We start from the raw sequence: 21,640 nt of genomic DNA, 5'->3' as shown, positions 1-21,640 counted from the left end.
GATGAACGACGAACTGCAGATCGAGGACCTTCAAGTTGGCGACGGCAAGGAAGTGGTCAAGGGTGCCCTGATCACCACTGAGTACCGCGGCCAGCTGGAAGACGGCACCACTTTCGACTCCAGCTACGCACGTGGCAAGCCATTCCAGTGCGTGATCGGCACCGGGCGGGTAATCAAGGGCTGGGACATCGGACTCATGGGCATGAAGGTGGGTGGCAAACGCAAACTCTTCGTCCCCGCCCACCTCGCTTACGGCGAACGTCAGATCGGCGAGCACATCAAGCCGAACTCCAACCTGCTGTTCGAAATCGAGCTGCTGGAGGTACTGACTCGCGACGATTGACGACCGCGGCGTTGCCGCAGTCGCCAATGCTGGTCACGCCAGCGCAGCCTCCGGACGCGAGCCGGTCATCGAGGTAGCCGAGCCCAGCGACTGGCTCACCACATCGCCGATCATGTCCGCGGTTATTGCGCTCAGGGTCCAGCCGAGGTGCCCATGGCCGGTGTTGTAGAACACGCAGGCCGAGCTGCCGCGGCCGACCTTGGGCATCATGTTCGGCATCATCGGACGCAGCCCCGCCCAGGGCACCACGCTCTGGGTGCTGACGCCGGGGAAGCACTCGGCGACCCAATCCACCAGGGGGCGAATCCGATCAGCGCGGATGTCACGGTTGTAGCCGTTGAACTCGGCGGTGCCGGCCACTCGGAGGCGGTTGTCGCCGAGGCGGCTGGTGACCAGCTTGGTTTCATCGTCCAACAGGCTCACGGTCGGCGCGGCAGCACGGCTGGCCTCGTCATTGAGGTTGACGGTTATCGAATAGCCCTTGACCGGATAGATGTTCACTCGATCGCCCAACTGAGTGGCCAAGGCACGGCTGGCTGTACCGGCGCAGATCACCATGCCATCGAACTGCAGGGTTTCGTCGCCTCCTGGCGTGCCGAAAATGACGCTGGCCTGCCTGCCATCTGTCGCCACGCCCTTCACATCCTGGCCATACCGGCACTCGACGCCTAGGCGGCTGGCCGCTGCGGCGAGGCCGTTGGTGAATAAGTGAATGTCGCCGGTGGAATCGCACTCGGTGTAATAGCCACCGTAGTATTGCCCTGCAAGCGTCGGTTCGATGGCACGCATCTCGTCCGGCGTCACGCTGCGGCGCGGTAGGCCACCCTGGGCTAACAATGTGGATACCTTGCCCGCGTGGTCGAAGCCGGCCTTGTCGCGGTAGATGTGCAGGATGCCGGCCTTCTTCAGGTCGAAGTCGATGCCCTCTTCCTCGGCCCAGGCGAACAGGTGCTCACGCGCGGCGATGGCCAAACGTGCGGTTTCGATGGTGTTCTGACGGTATTGCGGAATGGCACCGATGAACTCGGCGAACCAGGACAGCTTGTGCCAGCTGGGCTTGGGATTGACCAGCAGAGGCGCGTCGCTCTTGAGCATCCACTTGATGCCCTTGAGGATGGTCGACCAATGCGTCCACACCTCTGCGTTCGACGCGGAGAGCTGGCCGCCGTTGGCGAAGGAGGTTTCCATCGCCGCGTAGCGATGCTTTTCGAACAGGGTAACGGCGAAACCGCGTTTGGCCAGCGCATAGGCGGTAGTGATGCCGGTAATACCGCCACCAATGACAGCGATCGTTTTCATTTTGAGGCTCCAGAACGTCGGGGTTAGAGCTCGTCCGCTATTGCAGATCGAGCGCCCCCTCTGTTCTGGACCTGAGAGTTTCACGAACAGCCATTGTGTAGCGGCGTTCGTTTGCTCCTTCGGTGCAACGGGCGACGACTGCCCGTCGACTCTTCAGAGTTCAAAGCGGTGGTATCGGTCCTTTTGCCTGAGAGTTTCCGGGGCGGTTGCTCCTTCGGCGCTGCGACGGCGTTGCCGCTGCAGTCTCTCCCGATACCACTTCATTGCGCACCAGCGCGCTCCACGTCGCTCTGGCCGCTACAAATCAGATGGCAAAGGTGCCAGAAATTTCGGCGCACGGCACCCGCTTTTTTTTCAGGCCCACTGATGGAGCCGTAAATCCATCTCACCCACAGCGCGAAATGCTCCTCAAGGGCCTGTCGCGTATGTGTCTCCTGCACGGGCAGGCCGCGGAAACTGGGCTACGTACGGCTTCAAGCTCCCACGATGGAAATCAACCGATCGATATCGACGGGTTTGGTCATGTGCACGTCGAATCCGGCGTCCAACGCTTTTTCCTTGTCGCTCGGCTGCCCCCAGCCGGTAATCGCCACCAGTCGAACGCAAAACGTCGAGGGCTGCGAACGAATCATCCGTGCCACCTCATCGCCACGTAGGCCGGGCATGCCGATGTCCAGCAGCACCACTTCCGGCTTGAGTTGCTGATAGCGCTCAAATGCCTCGTTGCCGTCGAAGGCCAGATGCACCTCATGGCCTTCCAGCCGAAGGACCTCAGCCATGGTTTCGGCGATATCTCGGTTGTCATCCGCGACGAGGACCCGCCGCGCATGGATCGCCGCCTTGCCCGGCTCGGCACGCTGCCCGTCGCTCGGCAATACCGCGAGGGCCGGCAGAGTCAACCTGAACTCCGCGCCCTGCCCCAGCCCTGCGCTGCTGACGCGGATATCGCCGCCATGAAGATTGGCCAGCCCCTTGGCCAGTGCCAGCCCGATGCCCAGACCCGTGTTGACCTGCGTCCGGTTTGTGGGCACCTGGGCGAAGCGTTCGAAAATCAGCTTGAGGTGTTCACGAGCGATGCCCAGGCCGTTGTCGGCCACCGAAATCATGGCCGTCCCGCCCATCAGTGTGGCGCTGATACGAATCCGCCCACCCTGCGCGGTGAACTTGGCCGCGTTGTTGAGCAAGTTGACGAGTATCTGCTCGAGTCGAAGCGGGTCGGCCTCCAGCATGATCGGTTGCGCCGGCAACTCCACGATCAACTCGTGCTGTTTTGCCTCGATCTTGGCGCGAGCGGTTTCGACGGCTGCCTCGATGACCGCTCCAAGATCCAGCGACTCCTTGCGCAGCACCAGCTTGCCGAGGGTGATACGGGAAATGTCGAACAGGTCGTCCAATAGCAACGCCATGTGCCGAACCTGCCGCTCGATGATCTGTTGGCTGCGCAGCTTCTGCGCTTCGGACGCGCCGGGTGAACCGAAAAGGCCCGCAGCCAGACGTATCGGTGCGAGCGGATTACGCAGTTCGTGAGCCAGCGTCGCGAGGAACTCATCCTTGCGCCGGTCAGCCTCCAGGATGGCCTGTTCCTGGTGCTTGGCTTCCGTCACGTCAGCGAACCAGACGGCGATGCTCTGCTCGTACGGCGTCGCCACCAGACGTACCCAGCGATCGCCGCCGAACGCCGTACTGCGCAGCTCCAGATCATGCGGTTGTTTATAAGTAGCCACCGCCACCAGCGTTTCCATAACCCGAGAATTGGCGTTGGGGCCCAGCACTTCGCTCAAAACACGGCCGGTCAGTTCCGTCACCGATCCGCGCAGAAAGGCGGCCCCCGTCGGGTTGATGAAGGCCAACACGAAGTCCGTCACCTGTCCCGTCGAATCGTACAGCGTGGAAAGAATGCTGAACGGCACCGAGGACGAATCCAATGCAATCCGTAGACGCTGCTCGAACATGCCGGCCTTGGTCTGGGCTCGTGCTCGATCGATGAAGACGGCCGCGAGACCCGCCGCAAGATCGGCCAGGCGTATCTCGCGCTCCGTGGGCAAACGACTGTCCATGAGTTGCACGGTCAACACACCGAGAACGCTGCCATCGCTGTGCCTGATAGGCGTGGCATGCACCGAGCGGAACCCCTCGGCACGGGCGAGTGGGACGAGCGCGGCAAAACGCGGATCGGCTTCGGTATTCGCGACGGTCACTCGACGGCCTTCCAGGACGGCCGCACCGTCTACGCTGCCCTCAAGCGAAAGGTTGTTCAATTGCAAAAGCGAGGTCGCCGAAAAGCCTTTCGAAGCCTGAACGCGTAACGAGGAATTCCCCTCCCGGGTGGTCAGCAGGCCATGCTCGGCACCATGCAACTCGCACAGCACCTCGACAATCGCCTGCAGTTGATCGTCCAGCGTCGGCAATTGCAGCAACTGATTGCTGAGCGCCTGTAGCGATTCCAGATCGCTGACCTGCTCGGTGAGGTCCTGCTGAGCCAGCTCCAGCCGCGCCAACATGCTGTCACGCTCGGCTTCGCTCGCCTGGCGCGCCTGCGCTGCGGCGGCTAGCGCCCGCCCCACCTCGCGCACTTCCTCGATCTCGCTCTCCGGTGCCTGGTGCACCGACTGACCTCGACCGATGGCTTGCGCCGCCCGCCGCAACTGACGCATCGGGACATTGATCCGCCGCGTCGCGAACAACGCCGCAGCGACCGCAAACAACAACGAGAGCAGCAGCCCACCGCCGTAGAACGTGAAGGCCCTGACGGCGCCGGCTTGAACCTCGTCGGTGGAAACCCCGGTCGCCACCACCCATCCCGAGGGAGACAACCGCACAAACGCCGTGAAAACGGGCAGGCCTTCCACAGTCATGGTCATACCCATGCCTTCTTCTGCCTTATCTTCCTGCAGCAACTTCGCCAGGGTCGGAGAAGCGGGCAGCCCCAGCGTCTCAATATGCCGTTGAGACCGGGCGATTCGTGAACCACTGGCATCCAGCACAGTGGTCACCCAGCCCTTCGGCAACCGCCGATTGTTGATGACGTCTGCGATGGCGCCGGGTTCGAGCACTGTCGTCAGGATGTAGCGGATAGTTGCGCCATCATGTACCGGTACGCGCAAAGGAATGCCCCACGCGCCACCAGGCCCTTGCGCCATGTTGCCGATCTGAGGCTCTCCCGTGCCAAGCATTTCAACGAAGCTGCCAGGCTCGGCTATCACCTTCGACTCCGGGGAGTTATGCGACGAAACGCGCCGAACGACCTCACCCTCCGGCGTGATGATCAGCAGCGAATGCCAGCTGGGAACCGTCGGTAGTACACGCAAAACCATCTCGGCAAAGCTTTCGACGTCGCCTTCGTCGAGCAAGGGCGACTGCGACAGTGCCTGCAACAGGTTCATCGAGCGCACCAGCTCGATCTCGATAGCCGTAGCGGCCAGGCGCGTTACCTCGAGACTGCGTTGCTTGGCTATTTGCTTCTGCTCGCTGACGATCGATACCAGCCCCAGGCCGGCGACCAATGCCAAAGGCAGGATTCCGGCAAGCGCGATGGTCAGCAGACGACTGCGCAACGGTACCGAGCGGGCCGGTTTCGCTCCACTTGCGTGACTCAAAATAGCGTTACCCCTGATGCCTCGGCCAGAGGCATGAATATCGTGATATGCACAAACAGTGCGACGTCGACAGTGCTCAAGGTGTCCGACGTCGCGGGAACAAAGAGGTGCTGTGTCGAATGAATGCTTTAGCTTAAGCGATTCGTGCCGACGATCCTTAAACTCCCATACATTCGCGCCAGGCGGTCCATCGCATTAGCTGGCCCACCCGGCACGCGGCTTATCAGATAGACCACTCAAGAAGGAAACTGACATGCTGGAACTCCGGCCCGGCTGCGAATGTTGCGATACCAATTTGCCGCCAGAATCTCCCGAGGCAGTGATTTGCTCCTTCGAATGCACCTTCTGCACGACGTGCGCCCAGTCCAAACTCGGCTTCGTCTGCCCCAACTGCGGCGGTGAGTTGGTCGCTCGTCCACGCAGGCCCGTCGAGAAACTTGCCGACAATCCCGCCTCCACCCAACGCGTATACAAGCCGCAGGGTTGCAACCCGGAAAACCGGGACACTTAAAAAGGAACGATCTCGTGCAATTGAACGCCATCCCCTTCGGCACTACCGACTGGTCACTGGTTCAACCCAGCGAACATCCGGGCGAAACCGGCAGCGCGCTCTGGCGCACCTGCCATTTTGGCGACATCCGCGTTCGGATAGTCGAATACAGCGCGGGCTATCTCGCCGATCACTGGTGCAGCAAAGGCCATATCCTGTTCTGTCTCGAAGGCGAGCTGCATACCGAGCTGGACGATGGCCGCACTTTCATCCTCAAACCTGGCATGAGCTATCAGGTTGCCGACAACGCCGAAGCGCACCGCTCATCCACCGCGGTCGGCGCCAAGCTGTTCGTCGTCGACTAAGCAATCTCTGGACAGCAAAAGGCCCGCATTAAGCGGGCCTCATAGGCAGAGCAACTGGTTCGGGTTAGTCGGGGAGCCTGAAGGTAATGAAGCTCGCCCGTCCGTCCCGCAGGACACGCATCGACACGGAGCGGTTCTTCGGCAACGCCTTGACTACCTTGCTGAAGGTTTTAACCGAGTCGATCGCCTGGTTGTTGAGATGCGTGATGACATCTCCCGGGCGCAGGCCGATCATCGCTGCAGGGCCCTGACTGACCTCCCTGATGACCACTCCCCCGCTGATTTCGAGCGCCTGACGCTGCGCATCGGTCAGCTCGGTCACGGATACCCCCAGACGATTATCGCTGCTCGTGGCGCCGCCCGGACCGCCGGCTGACGCCAGAAGATCGCCATCTTCGGGCAGTGCCCCGATCTCCAGTGTCACCGTCTTGCGGTCGCCCCCACGGACCACTTCGAGCTTGGCCGTGCTGCCCGGCTTCATCGCGCCAACCAGGTGCGGCAGGTCGCCGGACATGTCGATGGACTTGCCGTTCAGGCTCAGGATGACATCGCCAACCTTAAGGCCGCCCTTGGCTGCCGGGCCGCCGTCCATGACCTGCGCAACGAGCGCACCGGCTGGACGTTCGAGACCGAACGACTCGGCCAGATCCTTGTTCACTTCCTGAATGACCACACCGAGCCAACCCCGGCTGACCTTGCCGTCTTCACGCAGTTGATTGGCGACATCCATGGCGACATCGATCGGGATCGCGAACGACAGCCCCATAAAGCCACCGGAACGGGTGAAGATCTGCGAGTTGATGCCGACCACTTCTCCATCCAGATTGAACAGCGGGCCGCCCGAGTTACCGGGGTTGATCGCCACATCAGTTTGAATGAAGGGCACATAGCTCTCGTTCGGCAGGCTACGCCCAGTCGCGCTGACCACCCCAGCGGTGACTGTGTGATCGAAGCCGAACGGCGAGCCGATAGCAACGACCCACTCCCCCGCCTTCAACTTCTCGGAATTACCGATCTTCACGATAGGCAGATCGTCGCCATCGATTTTCAACAGGGCGACATCGCTGCGCGGATCGGCGCCTACCAGCTTGGCCTGCTGCTCACTACGATCAGGCAAACGCACCATGATTTCATCGGCATCGGCGACCACGTGGTTGTTGGTCAGGATGTAGCCGTCCTCGGAAATGATGAAACCGGAGCCCAGGGACTGCGCCTGGCGCCGGCGATCCGGTTGCTGCGGCATGCCGCGCTCGAAGAAGTCGCGGAACATCGGAGGTATGCCCTCGAGATCAGGCATCTGCATCGGCCCGCCGCGTACCGGCGTGGACTGCTTGGTGCTGATATTGACCACCGCCGGTGAGGCGCTCTCGACCAGCGGTGTGAAGTCCGGCAGCTCGGCATGAGCGACGAGCGTCTGCGCCAGCAACGCAACGCCAGCCACGACAGCCAGGAAATTTTTTTGAACGATCACGGTGACGGGTCTCCCCACGAAATGTTTAAACCAACCTGCTTTCGCACGATGCCAAAGTCTAGGTTAAAAAAGCAGCGGACCGCCGCGGCTGCAACAGCTGTCAACTCAACAACCGGGCCGCGGCGGGTCCACCCAATGGAGCCGGCTGTTCCATCAGCCTGAACAGGACTTTACGCTGCTGACGGTCAGCTTCGTGTGAAGCGGACGTAAAGGGAAAGTAAGGTTTTTCCCGACACTGGGCCAGAGCTGGCGCTGATGACAGCCTTTATCACGCCAAAAGCGGACTTCACGTGAGGTCCGCTTCGGTTTGCACGGCATCGGCGGGCTCGGTCAGCGCCGCCCGCCCGGTGACGATCAGTCGGCACCGCGGGCTTCGCGCACGAAGTCCTGGTAACTGCGCAAACGGCGTCCCAGGATGGCTTGCAAGCGCTCCACCGCCCCTTCGCCCGCATGCATGCCGTGCTTCTGGATGCCGGCCATCATCAAGCGCATGTCATAGGCCATCCAGGATGGGCCGAACGAAGCCATTTGTGCTTCGAAGGCGGCCACGTCATCACCGGCATAGGCGATCTCCCGCCCCAGAGCGGAGCTCCAGACCTGCGCCGCAGAGGCGCCGGTCTGCACGTCCGGGCCGACAAGATCCAGCGTCACCGGCTCGAGCGCACCGGGGGCCTTATCGCGTCGGAGCAACTCGGCGACGGCGATATCCGCAATGTCGCGTGTATCGATCATCGAGACGCCCGCTGAGCCGATCGGCATCGGATAGACGCCATAGTCCTGAATGGCCTGCTGAACCATGTACTCGTTCTGCATGAAGTAGGCCGGGCGCAGGATGGTGGCAGCTATGCCGAAGCTTTCGATCATGCGCTCGACGGTATGTTTGCCGGTGAAATGAGGCACGTTCGTGTACTTCTCGGCATGGATCACCGACAGGTAGACCACGCGTTCGATGCCGGCTTCCTGGGCGAGGTTGAGGGTGATAAGCGCCTGCGTCACCTCGTCCGGCGTGACGGCATTCAAAAGGAATAGCGTTCGCACCGAAGAAAGCGCGGCGCGCATCGACGGCACGTCGGTCAGGTCTGCGACGACTTCGGTGACACCTGCCGGGAAGCTTCCCTTGCCCGGTTGACGAACCAGTGCGCTGACGTCCGCGCCTGCAGTGGCGAGGCGTTGAATGATGAGAGAACCGATTGTGCCCGTGGCGCCCGTAACAAGAATGCTCATGTGAATCTCCAGTATCGGATGGATGTGAGGGTGGGTTAGCGCGAGAAGTCCGCAACGACCTTGCCGAATCGCGAGGCGGTGCGGTTGCGTTCGATGGCCAGAGGAAGGTCGGCGACGTTGACGACCTCGCTGATGTGGGATTGCAGCGCGCCACTTGCGACCTCGGATGCCAAGGTCTCCAGAAGCGCGGCGTCTGGCGTGTTCATGAACCACAGGCCACGGCGGCCTGCCGGCGTACGGGCCAGGATGTCGGGCGACGTGGTGCCTACGATGGCGCCGGCCGCCGTCAGGACTTGCCATGACCGATCGAGGACATCGCCCCCGACGTAATCGAGCACCAGATCGATGCCCCAGGCGATGTCCTCGAACCGTTGGCGTTGGTAGTCGATGACATGGTCGGCACCGAGGCCGCGGACATAGTCGAGATGAGCCGAAGCCGTCGTGGCGAACACCTCGGCGCCTAGCCTTTTGGCGAACTGCACGGCAAAGCCACCTACGCCACCTGCCGCACCATGAATCAGGATCCGCTGACCCTGACGGACCGGCCCTGCATGGTGCAGGCTCTGCCAAGCCGCCACGGTTGCCACCGGGAGCGCTGCGGCCTGGACGTCATCCAGCGAATCCGGCGTGCGGGCCAGGTTCGCCTCGGCGACCGCCACGCACTCGGCATAAGCGCCGAGCCCGCCTAACGGCCCCATCACTCGGTCACCGACACGAAAGCGAGACGTGTTGGAACCGACCGCCTCGACGACGCCTGCCAACTCGATGCCCAGCACAGCCGGCAATTGCAGTGGAAAGGCATCCCGCACATAGCCCTCGCGAACTTTCCAGTCGAGGCCGTTCACCCCGGCAGCGCGAACCCGAACCAAGACTTCGCCCTGTGCCGCTTCTGGCATGGAAACATTCGCGACCTCCGCGGCATCAGCGCCGCCGTAGGCCCGGATGAGTAAAGCGCGTTGCATGGTGCTCATGGTGGTCACTCCTTATCGATCAGTAGTGACCAGACGATAGGCCGTTGCACATACAAAACGCAGACCACAAACTGAAGACACCTCGTTTCAAATTTGGAACACCTATGGACATCAACGCACTGGTCGACTTCGCACTCGTGGCCACCAACGGCGGGCTGGGAAAGGCCAGCCGCGCGAGCGGTAGGTCCAAGGCGACCCTGTCACGCCGCATCGCCGACCTCGAGGATCAACTCGGTGTGCGGCTGATCGAGCGCAGCGCCCGTGGCCTAAAGCTCACCGCGGCGGGCGAAATGTTGATGGCCCGAACCGAAGGGCCGATGAGAGAGGTGGCGGAAGCTATGACGGCCACTCGCGAGGGGCTATCCATCCCCCGCGGCCATCTTCGTGTGGCTTCGCCAGTGCTGTTCTCGCAGCTCGCCATGGGGCGGATCGGCGCCGAGTTCTGCGCCGCTTACCCGGAGATCACCATCGAGGTCCTGGCGGAGGACCGCCTGGTCGATCTCGTCGAGGAGCAGTACGACGTCGCCATTCGGGTCAACCCCAGCCCGGATAGCGACCTGGTTGGCCGATGTTTCGCCAAAGACCGACTGATCGTAGTGGCCGCCCCGTCCATCCCGATCCCGCCGCCCGGCGCGGCCAGGCAGATACCCGGCATTGTGTTTTCGAGCTTTCAGCCAACCAGTTGGAGCCTCGACGAGGGGCGCCTGATCATAGAACCCGTGCCGAGGTTGAGGTTTTCCTCATTCCTGATGATCCGCGACGCGGCTGTCGCGGGCGGCGGCGCGGCGCTCATTCCGCAGTCCATTGCATGGAACCAGCTTGCGCGTGGAGAACTGGTTCAGTGGGGCACGATATCCGGTGCCGAAACGTCGCTCTGGGTCCTACACACATCCAGACGCCTCGCTGCACCTAAGGTCCGGGCGTTCGTTGAGTTTCTGTGCGATCGCTATCCGGGAGCGTCTCTTGTACTGGCGGATTAGAGTCGGAAGCAGAGGCGGCTATCGGGCCAGGAGCGGACAGACTTTTTTGAAGGATCGGCCTACTCTACTTAAGCCATCTAGAGGGAGTGCGATTCCAGCATGCTAGATGTCGTGGCGCGATGCGGAGTGCTTTACGGGCGTTCCCGCAATCGCAGAGCACTCTCAGCGCGCGAACACCTCTTTGCTCATAAGTATGTCTAATCGATAGACATGAGCCGGATAGGCAAGTATCGAATTCATCCGCGTGATGTCTCTGAATATTTTTCCACCGCCACCTTCCACGTGGGCCTGTCTTCCTGCCAGATTCGGGAACGCTTCGAATACGCCGAAAGTCGTCTGCGAGTACCGCACGCCATACCAAGGTCCGGTAGCCGGCTCCTGCTCAACACAGGCGAGAATGTCCCTTAGCATCAGCACGACCTGATCCTCGCTGCCAGGGATGGCCTCAATGTGAATGTAGAAGGCTTTGCGACCGTCATCGCCCTGTTCGCCACTAACCTGGACGCCGTGGTGGGGCAATACGGGTGCGGACGGAGCCGGGAATAGAACAGGGCCTGGTAGGGTTGTGTTGTCAGTCATGATCACCTCCTATCGAGAGGCTTCAAATATAGAGTCGGCATGGCTGGGTGGAGCGCTGGATTCATCCGTTTTCTAGCCTGATCATCCAGAATCAACTCACGTCGCTCAGTCCGTATGGCAGGATCAGGGTATGGCCGAGACGCTACTTGAAATTGTTCGCCGCCATACCGAAGGCGCGTGTGCACGTGACAGTGTTGCATCTACCGCTTGCGGGCTTATTGCTGTTCGCAAAACCGCGACTACTTTATTGGAGCATACGCTGCCACGGCCGCTGTTGTGCCTGGTGCTGCAGGGCAGCAAGCGCGTTTCCATTGGTAGCCAGCAGCTGGATTACGCTGCTGGCGACTCCATGCTGATCACTGCCAACCAGCCAATGGTCAGTCAGATCATGCAGGCGAGTGCGAGCACGCCTTATCTGTCGCTCGCACTTGATCTGGACCTTTGCATAATCGCCGATCTGGTGCTGGAAATGCAGGCGCAGGCGTTAAGCGTCAAACCTCATGAACATACTTCAACATACGAGCAAGTCGCCGACACAGCGTTGCGTTTGATGCAACTGCTTGACCGTCCGGCCGCATTGGCCATGCTACATCAGCAATTGCTGCGCGAAATCCACTACTGGCTACTCACGGGTATGCACGGCGCAGCGATACGCCAACTCGGCACGCCTGACAGTCATGTTCATCGCATAGCCCGCTCCGTTGCGGTACTGCGAGCCGAGTACGCCAACGCGCTGCCGGCCGAACGGCTGGCTGCCGTGGCGGGTATGAGTCGCTCTTCGTTTCACCAACATTTCAGGGCAGTCACTTCACTCACACCGTTGCAATTCCAGAAGCAATTACGATTGATCGAGGCGCGGCGCTTGATCGTGTCTGAAGGCAGGTCATCCAGTAGCGCAGCGTTCGAAGTTGGTTATGAAGGTGCTTCGCACTTTGCAAGAGACTACCTACGCATGTTTGGCATATTGCCTGGCAAGGATCGGCTAGAAACCAGCAGACCGCGTCGCAAGGAGTAACGCCAATTGTCGCTAGATCCGGGAAGGATGCCTCCGCCATCTGCCGCTTTTGCCGATCGCGGTGACAGTCAGCTATCGGCCGATTCTGTTGAAAAAGTCCCGCCTCGATATTGGTCCACGAAAGAGCGTGAACGACGTTGAAATCTGGTTCGCTCGGAAGGCGGGGTTGTTTTGGTTTTTACGTAGCAACACCAAAATCGAGCGTTTTTTGAGCAGCCGAAAAGCAACTCCCTCGGAGAGCGACTTTTTCAACAGAATCGGCCAATAGCAGACATTGAATGTGTCTGGAAAGCCGGGGGCGATTCAGTCTCGACATAGGGAATCATTAAAAGGAGGACATGTAGCCTCCCCCTCACATACCTGTATCAGCAGTGTTCTGGACGTCATAGATCTTCTCTGAAAAGTGAGATTTCAACCGGTGATCCAGTAGTGCTTTGAAAATATCAGGGCAGCTTTCTGGAGTAGGCGCGATTTTTCCGTCAGCTTGGAAGGGGATGTTTAGGCCAAAGTTAGCGTACTCGCGTCGCAGATTACCCATGAATCTTGCGTCGAGATAATGGCCCTTCATCTTGATGGCCGACGCCCTGCGAAGCTGCATGGCATTCGTCCCAACATAAGCGCTCACCGCGTCGGTAGTGGTGAAAAGCGCCTGGAAATCAGCCTGAGCTAGGAGCTGAGTAAAGTCATCTTGGTGGGCGGCTTTGTGGCTCAATATCGATTCAAAGCTGGGTTTGTGTTTGATGAATATGGTGTCATCCAGCACTGCCATGTCGAAGTCCTTCGCAATGTGAAAGCTGGGCGCCTCATCAAGTTTCAGCGTTTTGGATTTGAAAAAGGTGTGAATGGCACCAGCTCGCTTCCTGGTCTTCCATGTGGAGTCCGTCTTGCGCACGCAGTACAGATTGCTCTGAGCACCCGAGAACTTCACCACGTAGAATTCGGCGTTGGCGAGCTCCTTCATTTCGGAGATTCGCTTGGCTGGAGTCTGGTCATGCGACTCTGCGACGAACTTGGCTGCATGGGTTTCGTCCTGCGGAATTGTGAGCGCACTCGATTGATTGTTTTCAGCAAGCAACCCGTATTCAAGCGTTTCAGTGAGCGCTGCTTTGAAGACCGCTGCCGTCGACTTCAATGCCAATTTTAGGTCTTTATCCAGGCTTACCCATTTGCCCGTGTATTTGGGCTCCGGTGGCGTGCCTTTTGTATATCGCCTGAATACCCAGAAATTGACCGTCGATTGTTCGAGATCGAAATCATGTAGATCCTGCAGCACTGTCATGGCTAATCCCTTTTTACTATGACTTCTTGTATGAACTCGACGTCGATGGTGGCGTTGGCCGCGGGTTTGAACTCAGTTCTGGCCAAGGCTTTATCTACGCGCTCAGTTGGGCTGTTCTGGTACGTGTATTTGATCTCGTACAGCTTCCAACCCATGATTATCAGAATTGGATTTAGAACGACTTGACCAGTTTTGTAAGATAGCCAAAAGATCCAAATCATGAATAGCGCAAAGCCCAGAACTTTGGTCAATTGTGAGTATTCAAGGCTCATGAACGAGACGATGTAAGGCACCGCGTAGTTTATCAGGTCAGTTGGGATCTGTTTTGACTCAATGATGTTAATACTCTGAGGCTCTTGCTTACACCAAATCACAAAGACGGTGGTTAAAAAGCAAGCTAGGCAGCAGAGTGCAAATCCAATCGAAAGGCCAGGGTTGTTGAAAGGGAGCTCGCACTTCGACGACATCTGCCAAAGCGTTGAACAGAAAGGCCTACTGAAGAGGTCGACCTTCAAGTCCTGAACCAACAGAATGATGCTGAGCGGAAGGTAGGAGCCCAGAAAGATTGCTGCGGCGAATACTAGCCTGAGTTCCATTTTGCATCCCTGCAAGAGCGGGGCGAATTTACCCATCCCGTTGCGCTAAAGTTATCGAGGTCAGGATAACGGCGATCACTGGCTGCTGCTAGTGGCGTTGTGCCTCAGCAAGTTAAAGGGTCTAGGTTGTTGGCGCTGATGCGATTTTTACCCAGGCTGCGAATTAGCTTGGCCCGCATGCTGCACCCCAAATCACCCACAATAAGTCGCCCCGAATTTTCCACCCACGTTGAAGGTCTGCTACTGGCCGTTTGGCAGATTCAGTTGGCCATCTCGGCAAGGCAGACGGCGACGTAAGCTAGCTCCTGAGTCAGCTCATCTGCCCGCCTGCGCAAGAGTCTCAGGCGCGCCTCAGCGTCCTTTTGCACCGCTTCTGGGGCCTGAGCAAGCTTGGCAAGCTTCGCTACCCACTGATCAATCTTATCGTTCACTTCAACCAGCAATGCCTTACATGCAATGTCCTTCTTGAGAGGAAAAAGCTGGCATTCCAGTAAGCGAACCGCATCGTAGATCCTGACCACTTCCTTGCTGGTTTTTGAATGTACGAAGTTCAAACTTCCCTCATCAAATGCGTGGTGTTCCTGGTTCTGGCCGGCCCAGTTCACCAGATCATTTTTGATCAGATTGAAATGGGCAGGATCGTAAGCGAGCACCGGCTCGATCAGTGAGAAGGTTCTCTCCAAACTGACCTGCAGATATACATTCTTCTTCAGCTGAGACTTACCGAACTGAGCAGTGATAGACACGGCATTTTCCAGGCAGTACTCGATAACGATTGACTCAAACCAAATCCGGCAATAGATCAATGCCTGCCTCACGTCGTAAACGCGCAATGCATCGTGCACCTTGCCTTGAAACCCACCGGAGTGGTCGACCGCCACGATGCCTTTGTTCGTATAACTCAAAACGCAACTTGTATGCTGATCGGCTTGAGGGTGCCGATCAGCGATGATGCAGAAGCGCTCCCAGAACAGACGATCATGTGTTGTCACGACCATCTGAGTACGCCGGAGGTAACGGTCAGAGAAAAACAGATCGATGATGTTCGACCGGTGATCGCTATCGATCGCGTTCACGACGTCATCGAAGACAATCAGTGGGAGCTTATTCTTCTCTGCCATTGCCAGCAGAAGCGAAAGGCCGAGCACACGAAGGTGCCCTTCGCTCAACACCGAGAAAGCGTCCTGCACTGTGCCGTTCGTAGCGTTGATCTTGATTCGATAGCTGTCGTTGATCCTCTCGAAGCGGATAGCATCAATACGCTCATGCTCATCGTCATGATCGTTGATGGCTTTGTAGTACTCAGCCGCTTTTGTCTCGACCCCAGTAATACGTGCCTTCTCAAGGTGCAGTTTGTACCCCAGCAGATCTTGATAGAGATTGCCGTACTCATCCTGTAACTGACGAATGAGGGTATTGAACCGAGCCGTATCGGCATCATCACGTTTTAAACTATTTCGTCGATCAATGAGGCCCGCGATTTTTTCGCCTGCATTCTCAATCAGTTTTCTACAGGTATTTTTGGCGCCAAACAGATCTTTGATTGCATCTTGCTTCTGCTGGCGTAACTCGGCCGATCTACCCAGGCGGGAGATCTCCTCCGAAGCTTGCGCGAACACTTCGTCCTTCTGTTTACAAGCCTGTAGGTAGGTCTCGATCTCGGCTGCCTCATCTCTAACAAGCGAGACAAAGTGACTTAGCACGGATGCCGCACACGCTCCTCGGTCGGCGGATGTCTGGAGGTTGGCCAGTTCGCTTTTGAGGCCGTCTAGATGAAGACGACAAGGGATATCCAACCGGGTATTCTTTTCGACTCCCGCAAGCCCAGCAGCCACCGCTCTAACGACTTGAAGAATCTTCTCGTCATTGCGCTGGTCAGCGGCTCTTAAACGCTCCAGCCGGCTTAAGGCCTGAAGCTCGCGTTTTGCCTTTTCAAATGGGTTCTCCACGACCAGTTGCAACGGAGTAGAGCATGCTGGACAAGTGTCATTTTCTTCCACTTGGCCTAGGTCTTGAATGGCTAAGTAAACGGCTTCGTAGTTAACATCCTTGGCACTTTTTAAAAACAAAGCCTCGATCATCGACTTTCGGGCAAGGAGGTAGCGAGCGGCACGTGCTGCGCGCTCAATTCGAACGAAAGAATCGACGACTGGAGCTTCTGCAAGTTTTAGTTGCTCCGCCTTGCGGATCCTGATCTCGATATCGCTCTTCAGCCGCAAAAATCTAGTTCGGACAGCAGATTGCTGATCCGACTGCAGACCGAGCGCCTCGCATACTTGGTTATTGATCTCATTCATGCGGTTGAAGTGACCCTGGCGCTCGGCAAGGAGGTCTTTTCGGTCTAATTCAACCTGGGTCAACGCTTCGGCCTGGTCTGGCTTCAAGTACTGGGTGAGATTGAAGCTCTCCGGTCTCACGAACCGCCCGATCACCTCTTGGAACTCTTCAAGGCCGAAGAGGCTGGCCACTACATCGCTTTCAGCGCTCCCTGTATCCTTAGAGCCGAGCAATGAGAACTCTTGCAGACGGTTGCGATCAATGAAGCAAGCTGACCAAGCTAGACTCTTGGTCACGGCTTTTCTGTCCCGGCCCACCAACGACAGCGTCGGCTTTGCACTGCCTCTCGCAATATAGGCCTTCACCTTCGTTTTCCGGCGATCTGCTTCTTTGATATGCCCGGTCGTACCGTACTCAATCGCCTCGCAAAGCGAAGACTTCCCCCCACCATTAGGTGCGTAGAAGATGTTCTTCATTTTGCTAAAACGCAGAAAGCATCCCCTGTCATCCGCAGACAACTCGCCGAAGCCCCTGAAGTTTTTAACCTGCAAATCCTGCAATGGGCTGAGGCCTGAAGGCGCCACCCAGTCCAGTTCTGGCCTAGACTCCAGCCCCCTTTTAAACAGCGCACCGATACGCTGAAAATTAGTGTTCAGTAGTTGGTCAGCGTTCGACGCGAGATAGGACTTGATGTGGTCTGAATAGCGTCCGCGATCCTGGCTCGCCTTGGCCATGCACCAGAGAAGGGCCAGATAGCCATCCGATTTGCCACTCAAGTGGCTTCTGGCAAAGCTCAATAGATACTGGCTCATTCGCCTGCCCTCCCTGAAGTATCTTCAGCCTAACCGGAGCGGGGGCATTTCGCTATCAGGCAGACACCTGCAGTAACTAGCTCAGCAGTCCCACCGGCCGCTTTTGGCCGATTCTGTTGAAAAAGTCCCGCCTCGATATTGGTCCACGAAAGAGCGTGAACGACGTTGAAATCTGGTTCGCTCGGAAGGCGGGGTTGTTTTGGTTTTTACGTAGCAACACCAAAATCGAGCGTTTTTTGAGCAGCCGAAAAGCAACTCCCTCGGAGAGCGACTTTTTCAACAGAATCGGCCGATAGCAGCCTTGGGCGTCCGGCAGCATGGCCAAAAGCGGTCTTTAGTAACCACGAAATGTAGAGCAAGCCATTTCAAGAGGCGGCAGCGAAGTTCCACATGTCCTGCGTGAGCCTGCCGTAGATCAATGCATTGCTCGCGGCAACAGTACTTTGATACAGCCCGCTAGGGGCTCCTGGCATGGTGCCTTGGTGATGCGGCTGCGCGAGCCGTATCGGTTTAAACGCTGGCCGTCAGCTCGCGCAAAAATTGGAACGCCTATGAGTAGATGAGCATCAGTCAACCGCCATTGTTCCTAATGGGGCTGCCTGATATGGGGCGGATCCCGTAGCACACCTGAGCTCAGCTCTCTAGCCTAATAACGTTTGGCAGTGCATTCTCGTAAAGGACACTCTGGCGTAGCGCATCCAGCTGCGATGGAGAGAGAACAGTTCCTGCCAATTCATCGTACTTGGCCACAAGCTCATCATCCGATAGGGGATCTTCTGGATCGCCTTTCCGAGTTAGCTGCAAGTGGTTTATCTGACGTCCATCCCTCAACCGCACCAGCAGCTTGGCCATGCGTTTTTTGGGGTAGGCGGCGGCCAGTTCTACATCTTCGCTAACAGACACCTTTTGCATCAGAGCTAGGATAGCTGGATGAGCAAGAGCTTCAGGGTCAAATGCAGCCAAGCGTACACATCCGAGCACTGACTGCGCAGCGAGGCAGTACTGAATGCTGAAGCGAGCCTCCTGGGCCGACTTGGGATTGGCACGGTTGCACATCTGATAGGTCGCGCCGTAGCCAGCCACATGGATCGAGTCGATATCCCCGGCAGCGAAACCCTCCCTCTCCTGCAGCAGCCTCAGGCCATCGAGGGCGGGAAAGATATGCCCGCAGCAGCCGTGATTCTTTACCGTGATGCGCATGATAGGCGTCCACTCTCCCAGGTCTTCGAGCGCCGTTATCCAGTTGCCGCTGGAGCCGCTGGTGGCCGCCGCGAAGCCCTTGTCGCCATGCAGGCTGTCGAGGGAAGCCGTCACGCCACCCGCCGCCGCGATGCCCGCAAGGATGCCGGCATCCGCCGCATGGCCGGGATGCATCGCCTTGGCCATGCCCTCGTCCTGAAGGTTTTGCTGGTGCCCACCGGCAAAGCTGCTCGACAGTGCGATCGCATAGGCGATTCGCTGCGCATCCGCCCCCAGAATCATGGCGGTTGCAACGGCGGCCCCGATAGTGCCGACCGTGGCAGTAGTGTGCCAGTAACGATAGTGGCTGGGCTGTATCGCCAGGGAGATCCGGCACCCGACCTCGTAGCCGGCAATGATCGCGCGATGCAGTTGCTCGAGCGAAGCGCCCCTGTCCTGAGCGACGGCCAGCGCAGCTGAAATGGTCGGGCTGCCTGGGTGATAGCCACCATCCTTGAAGATATCGTCGAATTCGACCGTATGGCTTGCGCTGGCATTGAGCAGCGCAGCATGGCGGGGCGAGCCAGGCTGCCCATCCACATAGCAGATGGCATTGCCCGAGCCGCGCCATGGAGAAAAAGCCTCGGCCAACAGGGTTGCCGGTGGCACTACACAGCCCGGCAAGGTCGTGGCAAACCAATCGAGAATAACGCGCCGCGTAGCCCAGATCACGCTCTCGCTCAGATCGCGGCTTTGCCAGTTCGCCGCGGCAGCGGCCAGCACCTGGATGGGATTAGTCATCACGCCACCTGACAGTCAATTGATGACACCGGCTGCGCGCAGCGCGTCGATCTCCTGCTGCCCGTAGCCTAGTTCTGCGAGAATCTCGGCGCTCTGGGCGCCTACCGGTTGAGGCGCGAGGGTGATCTGCGGTGGGCTGTCCGACAGATTGAAAGCCGCCACTGGAACCGTCAGTCCATCGACAACGCTGCCCGGGCTCGTGTGTTGCTGCAATACTTGCCGGCATGCCACCTGCTCGTCAGCGATAGCCTCCTCAAGGCGGCGAATGCGTGCTGCGGGAATACGCCGGGTCTGCAGAAACTTCTCCCAGTAATCCGCCGACATCGTACCGATGATTTGCCTCAGTACCTCTGCCTCTTCTGCATGCGCATCCAGGCGTTGATTGTTATCGGTCTTGATCATGTCTTCACGACCGAGCGCCGTCCACAAACGACGTTGTTGCACGAGGTTCGAGGCGCCGATCATCAACGGGGCATCGGAGGCCTGGTAACAGCCAATGGTGGCAAAGGGGAAGGTATTGCCCTTTTGCTCCGGATGCTTGCCGTTCCAGAGCAATCCGGTGAGGTGCGAGCTGGTCAGGATCAACGCGACATCGAGCATGGAGACGTCGATGAACTGGCCCTTGCCACCATTGCGTTCGCGTTGAAAGAGAGCGGTCGCGATGGCATAGGCTGCTGATGTGCCGGTCGCATAGTCCACCACCGGCGCACCGGACTTCAGAGGCCTGCCATCTCCATGACCGGTCATCGCCATCATTCCGGAAAAGGCCTGGATGACGTTGTCATAGGCGGTCTGTTCGCGGCGCGGTCCGTTAGAGCCGAAAGCCGAGATGGAGCAGTAGATAAGCTTGGGGTTGAGCTTCGACAATTCGTCATAACCCAGGCCCAGCTCATCGAAAGCGCCGGGGCGATAGTTCTCCACGAATACATCGGCCGTCGCGATAAGTCGCTTCATCGCCTCGCGCCCCTCGGCGTTGGAGAGGTCCAGCGCCACGGTCTTCTTGTTCGATGCCTGGGCCATGAACGCCGTGCCCATGCCCATATCGTTCAATGCGCGATCAGAGCCCTGCATGCGCGCCTGGTCGGGATCGCTGGGCGATTCAACCTTTATCACTTCAGCGCCAAGGACGGCCATCTGATAGCTGGCAAAGGGGCCTGCGAGTACATGCGTCGTATCAACGACGCGAATTCCTTCAAATGCTTTAGACATGAATCCTTACCCTGTAACGACGGCAGTTTCACCCTGAAGATGTGCTTACCGGTCAGTCGTCAGCGACGCCCAACGAGCTGACCGTGGATCTACATCACGTCACGCTCTTCAAAGTCTGAACTCACTGGATATAACCGGCTTCCTTGAGCTGGACTTCCGCCACATCCGTTACACGGTTGACGAAGCTGGTGTACTCGTCAGGCCCCATCCAGGAATCCACCACGCCGGCGTTGCGGGCATATTTCTGATACTCATCCGAGCGCATCGCCTTGTGGATAGCATCGGCGATCTTCTGCTGCAGTTCCTTGGGCATATTCGCAGGCCCGAAAACGCCACGAACTTGCAACCAGCTGGTGTCCACCTCATAGCCCTGCTCGGCGAAGGTGGGCACGTCGGACAAGCCGGTCAGTCGCTCTTCACCCAACACACCAAGGCCTTCGATGCGACCGGCATCGAAGAAGGGTCTGACCGCGCCAAGATTGGAGACCCCGACATCGACGTGGCCGCCAAGCAGTGCCGCCGTGATATCCGGGGTGGAGTTGAATGCCACCCAGTTGAACTTGACCCCGGCGGCCTTCTCCAGCATCGAGATTCCGATGCTCTGCATGGAGCCCGCCGGGCCGAAACCGCCAACATTGACCTGCCCATTGTTCGCTTTTGCCTTGGCCACCAGGTCGTCCAGGTTCTTGATGTCGGAACCGCTCTTTACGTACAGCAAAATCGCATCTTCCTGGGTCGAGGCGATCCAGGAGAAATCATCGATGGCGTAGGTACCCTTGAGATTGGTCAGCATGCTTGTGAAATGCGACAGGGTATTGATACCCAGCGTCAATCCATCGGGTTTGGCAGAGAGGATGCGCGTCATCTGCGCTGCGCCACCGCCACCAGGGGCATTGATGACGATCACTTTCTGCCCGATTTCAGGCTCAAGGGTTTTTGCCAGCGTCCTGATGAACACGTCAGCAGTCCCCCCTGCTGCGGTGTGCATGACCATATTGACGGGGCCCTTAGGCCAATCGCTTTCAGCCAACGCGATGTTGGCGGTGCCGAGCATGGTCATGGCAGCGAGCATGGTTGCACCCAGCACGTTCTTTCTAGCTTTGCTTAGCATCTTCAGACTCTCCGACGATGTTATTTTTGTTGGTCGCTATGAG

17 protein-coding genes and 2 riboswitches are annotated in these 21,640 nt (G+C 58.4%); of the genes, 5 read left to right on the top strand and 12 right to left on the bottom strand.

Going from position 1 to position 21,640, the window contains the following annotated elements:
- Position 1 precedes the first annotated feature (1 nt).
- Positions 2-343, top strand: a complete 342-nt coding sequence (locus tag UF78_RS08855) for an FKBP-type peptidyl-prolyl cis-trans isomerase (RefSeq protein WP_045161787.1) — start codon at positions 2-4, stop codon at positions 341-343.
- A 33-nt stretch (positions 344-376) separates the two neighbouring features.
- Here the strand turns inward: UF78_RS08855 and UF78_RS08850 are convergent, their stop codons facing one another.
- Positions 377-1,642, bottom strand: a complete 1,266-nt coding sequence (locus UF78_RS08850; RefSeq protein ID WP_045161786.1) for a D-amino acid dehydrogenase — start codon at positions 1,640-1,642, stop codon at positions 377-379.
- A 53-nt stretch (positions 1,643-1,695) separates the two neighbouring features.
- Positions 1,696-1,806: riboswitch (glycine riboswitch) on the bottom strand.
- Between the two features lies 1 nt (position 1,807).
- A riboswitch (glycine riboswitch) is annotated at positions 1,808-1,904 on the bottom strand.
- A gap of 211 nt (positions 1,905-2,115) precedes the next feature.
- Positions 2,116-5,238 (bottom strand): ATP-binding protein, encoded by a 3,123-nt coding sequence (locus tag UF78_RS08845; RefSeq protein WP_045161785.1) that lies wholly within the window; start codon positions 5,236-5,238, stop codon positions 2,116-2,118.
- Positions 5,239-5,491: 253 nt separating this feature from the next.
- Here UF78_RS08845 and UF78_RS22570 point away from each other — a divergent pair, with 253 nt between their 5' ends.
- Positions 5,492-5,749 carry a DUF1272 domain-containing protein gene (locus tag UF78_RS22570; RefSeq protein WP_080890577.1) on the top strand — a complete coding sequence of 86 codons (258 nt, stop codon included), beginning with the start codon at positions 5,492-5,494 and terminating at the stop codon, positions 5,747-5,749.
- Between the two features lie 14 nt (positions 5,750-5,763).
- The gene (locus tag UF78_RS08840; RefSeq protein ID WP_045161784.1) at positions 5,764-6,093 is read left to right on the top strand and encodes a DHCW motif cupin fold protein; all 330 of its coding nucleotides are present in this window, start codon (positions 5,764-5,766) and stop codon (positions 6,091-6,093) included.
- A gap of 64 nt (positions 6,094-6,157) precedes the next feature.
- Here the strand turns inward: UF78_RS08840 and UF78_RS08835 are convergent, their stop codons facing one another.
- The 3 genes from UF78_RS08835 to UF78_RS08825 form a co-directional block, all read right to left on the bottom strand.
- The gene (locus UF78_RS08835; protein ID WP_045161783.1) at positions 6,158-7,564 is read right to left on the bottom strand and encodes a DegQ family serine endoprotease; all 1,407 of its coding nucleotides are present in this window, start codon (positions 7,562-7,564) and stop codon (positions 6,158-6,160) included.
- Positions 7,565-7,918: 354 nt separating this feature from the next.
- Complete coding sequence (locus UF78_RS08830) at positions 7,919-8,788, bottom strand: NmrA/HSCARG family protein (RefSeq protein ID WP_045161781.1); 870 nt, start codon at positions 8,786-8,788, stop codon at positions 7,919-7,921.
- Between the two features lie 35 nt (positions 8,789-8,823).
- Positions 8,824-9,759 carry an NADP-dependent oxidoreductase gene (locus tag UF78_RS08825; RefSeq protein ID WP_045161780.1) on the bottom strand — a complete coding sequence of 312 codons (936 nt, stop codon included), beginning with the start codon at positions 9,757-9,759 and terminating at the stop codon, positions 8,824-8,826.
- A gap of 104 nt (positions 9,760-9,863) precedes the next feature.
- Between UF78_RS08825 and UF78_RS08820 the strand changes: the two genes are divergently transcribed.
- Positions 9,864-10,739 (top strand): LysR family transcriptional regulator, encoded by an 876-nt coding sequence (locus UF78_RS08820; protein WP_045161779.1) that lies wholly within the window; start codon positions 9,864-9,866, stop codon positions 10,737-10,739.
- Between the two features lie 162 nt (positions 10,740-10,901).
- Here UF78_RS08820 and UF78_RS08815 read toward each other — a convergent pair whose 3' ends face one another.
- Positions 10,902-11,318 (bottom strand): hypothetical protein, encoded by a 417-nt coding sequence (locus UF78_RS08815; RefSeq protein WP_230623590.1) that lies wholly within the window; start codon positions 11,316-11,318, stop codon positions 10,902-10,904.
- Positions 11,319-11,448: 130 nt separating this feature from the next.
- Between UF78_RS08815 and UF78_RS08810 the strand changes: the two genes are divergently transcribed.
- Positions 11,449-12,333, top strand: coding sequence for an AraC family transcriptional regulator (locus tag UF78_RS08810; protein WP_045161778.1), 885 nt, complete (start codon positions 11,449-11,451; stop codon positions 12,331-12,333).
- Between the two features lie 352 nt (positions 12,334-12,685).
- Here UF78_RS08810 and UF78_RS08800 read toward each other — a convergent pair whose 3' ends face one another.
- The 6 genes from UF78_RS08800 to UF78_RS08775 all read right to left on the bottom strand — a co-directional run bounded on the left by UF78_RS08800 (position 12,686) and on the right by UF78_RS08775 (position 21,597).
- Entirely contained in the window at positions 12,686-13,612 is a 927-nt protein-coding gene (locus UF78_RS08800; protein WP_045161776.1) for a Kiwa anti-phage protein KwaB-like domain-containing protein, read from the bottom strand.
- A 2-nt stretch (positions 13,613-13,614) separates the two neighbouring features.
- Entirely contained in the window at positions 13,615-14,208 is a 594-nt protein-coding gene (locus UF78_RS08795) for a hypothetical protein (RefSeq protein WP_052679291.1), read from the bottom strand.
- A 260-nt stretch (positions 14,209-14,468) separates the two neighbouring features.
- Entirely contained in the window at positions 14,469-17,297 is a 2,829-nt protein-coding gene (locus tag UF78_RS08790; RefSeq protein ID WP_045161775.1) for an AAA family ATPase, read from the bottom strand.
- Between the two features lie 633 nt (positions 17,298-17,930).
- The gene (locus UF78_RS08785; protein WP_045161774.1) at positions 17,931-19,277 is read right to left on the bottom strand and encodes an MmgE/PrpD family protein; all 1,347 of its coding nucleotides are present in this window, start codon (positions 19,275-19,277) and stop codon (positions 17,931-17,933) included.
- Positions 19,278-19,292: 15 nt separating this feature from the next.
- Complete coding sequence (locus UF78_RS08780; protein WP_052679290.1) at positions 19,293-20,486, bottom strand: CaiB/BaiF CoA transferase family protein; 1,194 nt, start codon at positions 20,484-20,486, stop codon at positions 19,293-19,295.
- Between the two features lie 121 nt (positions 20,487-20,607).
- The gene (locus UF78_RS08775) at positions 20,608-21,597 is read right to left on the bottom strand and encodes a tripartite tricarboxylate transporter substrate binding protein (RefSeq protein ID WP_045161773.1); all 990 of its coding nucleotides are present in this window, start codon (positions 21,595-21,597) and stop codon (positions 20,608-20,610) included.
- Between the last annotated feature and the right edge of the window lie 43 nt (positions 21,598-21,640).

Source organism: Stutzerimonas stutzeri (genome assembly GCF_000952685.1).
Taxonomy (GTDB): Bacteria; Pseudomonadota; Gammaproteobacteria; order Pseudomonadales; family Pseudomonadaceae; genus Stutzerimonas; species Stutzerimonas stutzeri_E.
The sequence above is the reverse complement of the archived record's forward strand: the minus strand, read 5'-3'. Positions and strand labels throughout refer to the sequence as shown.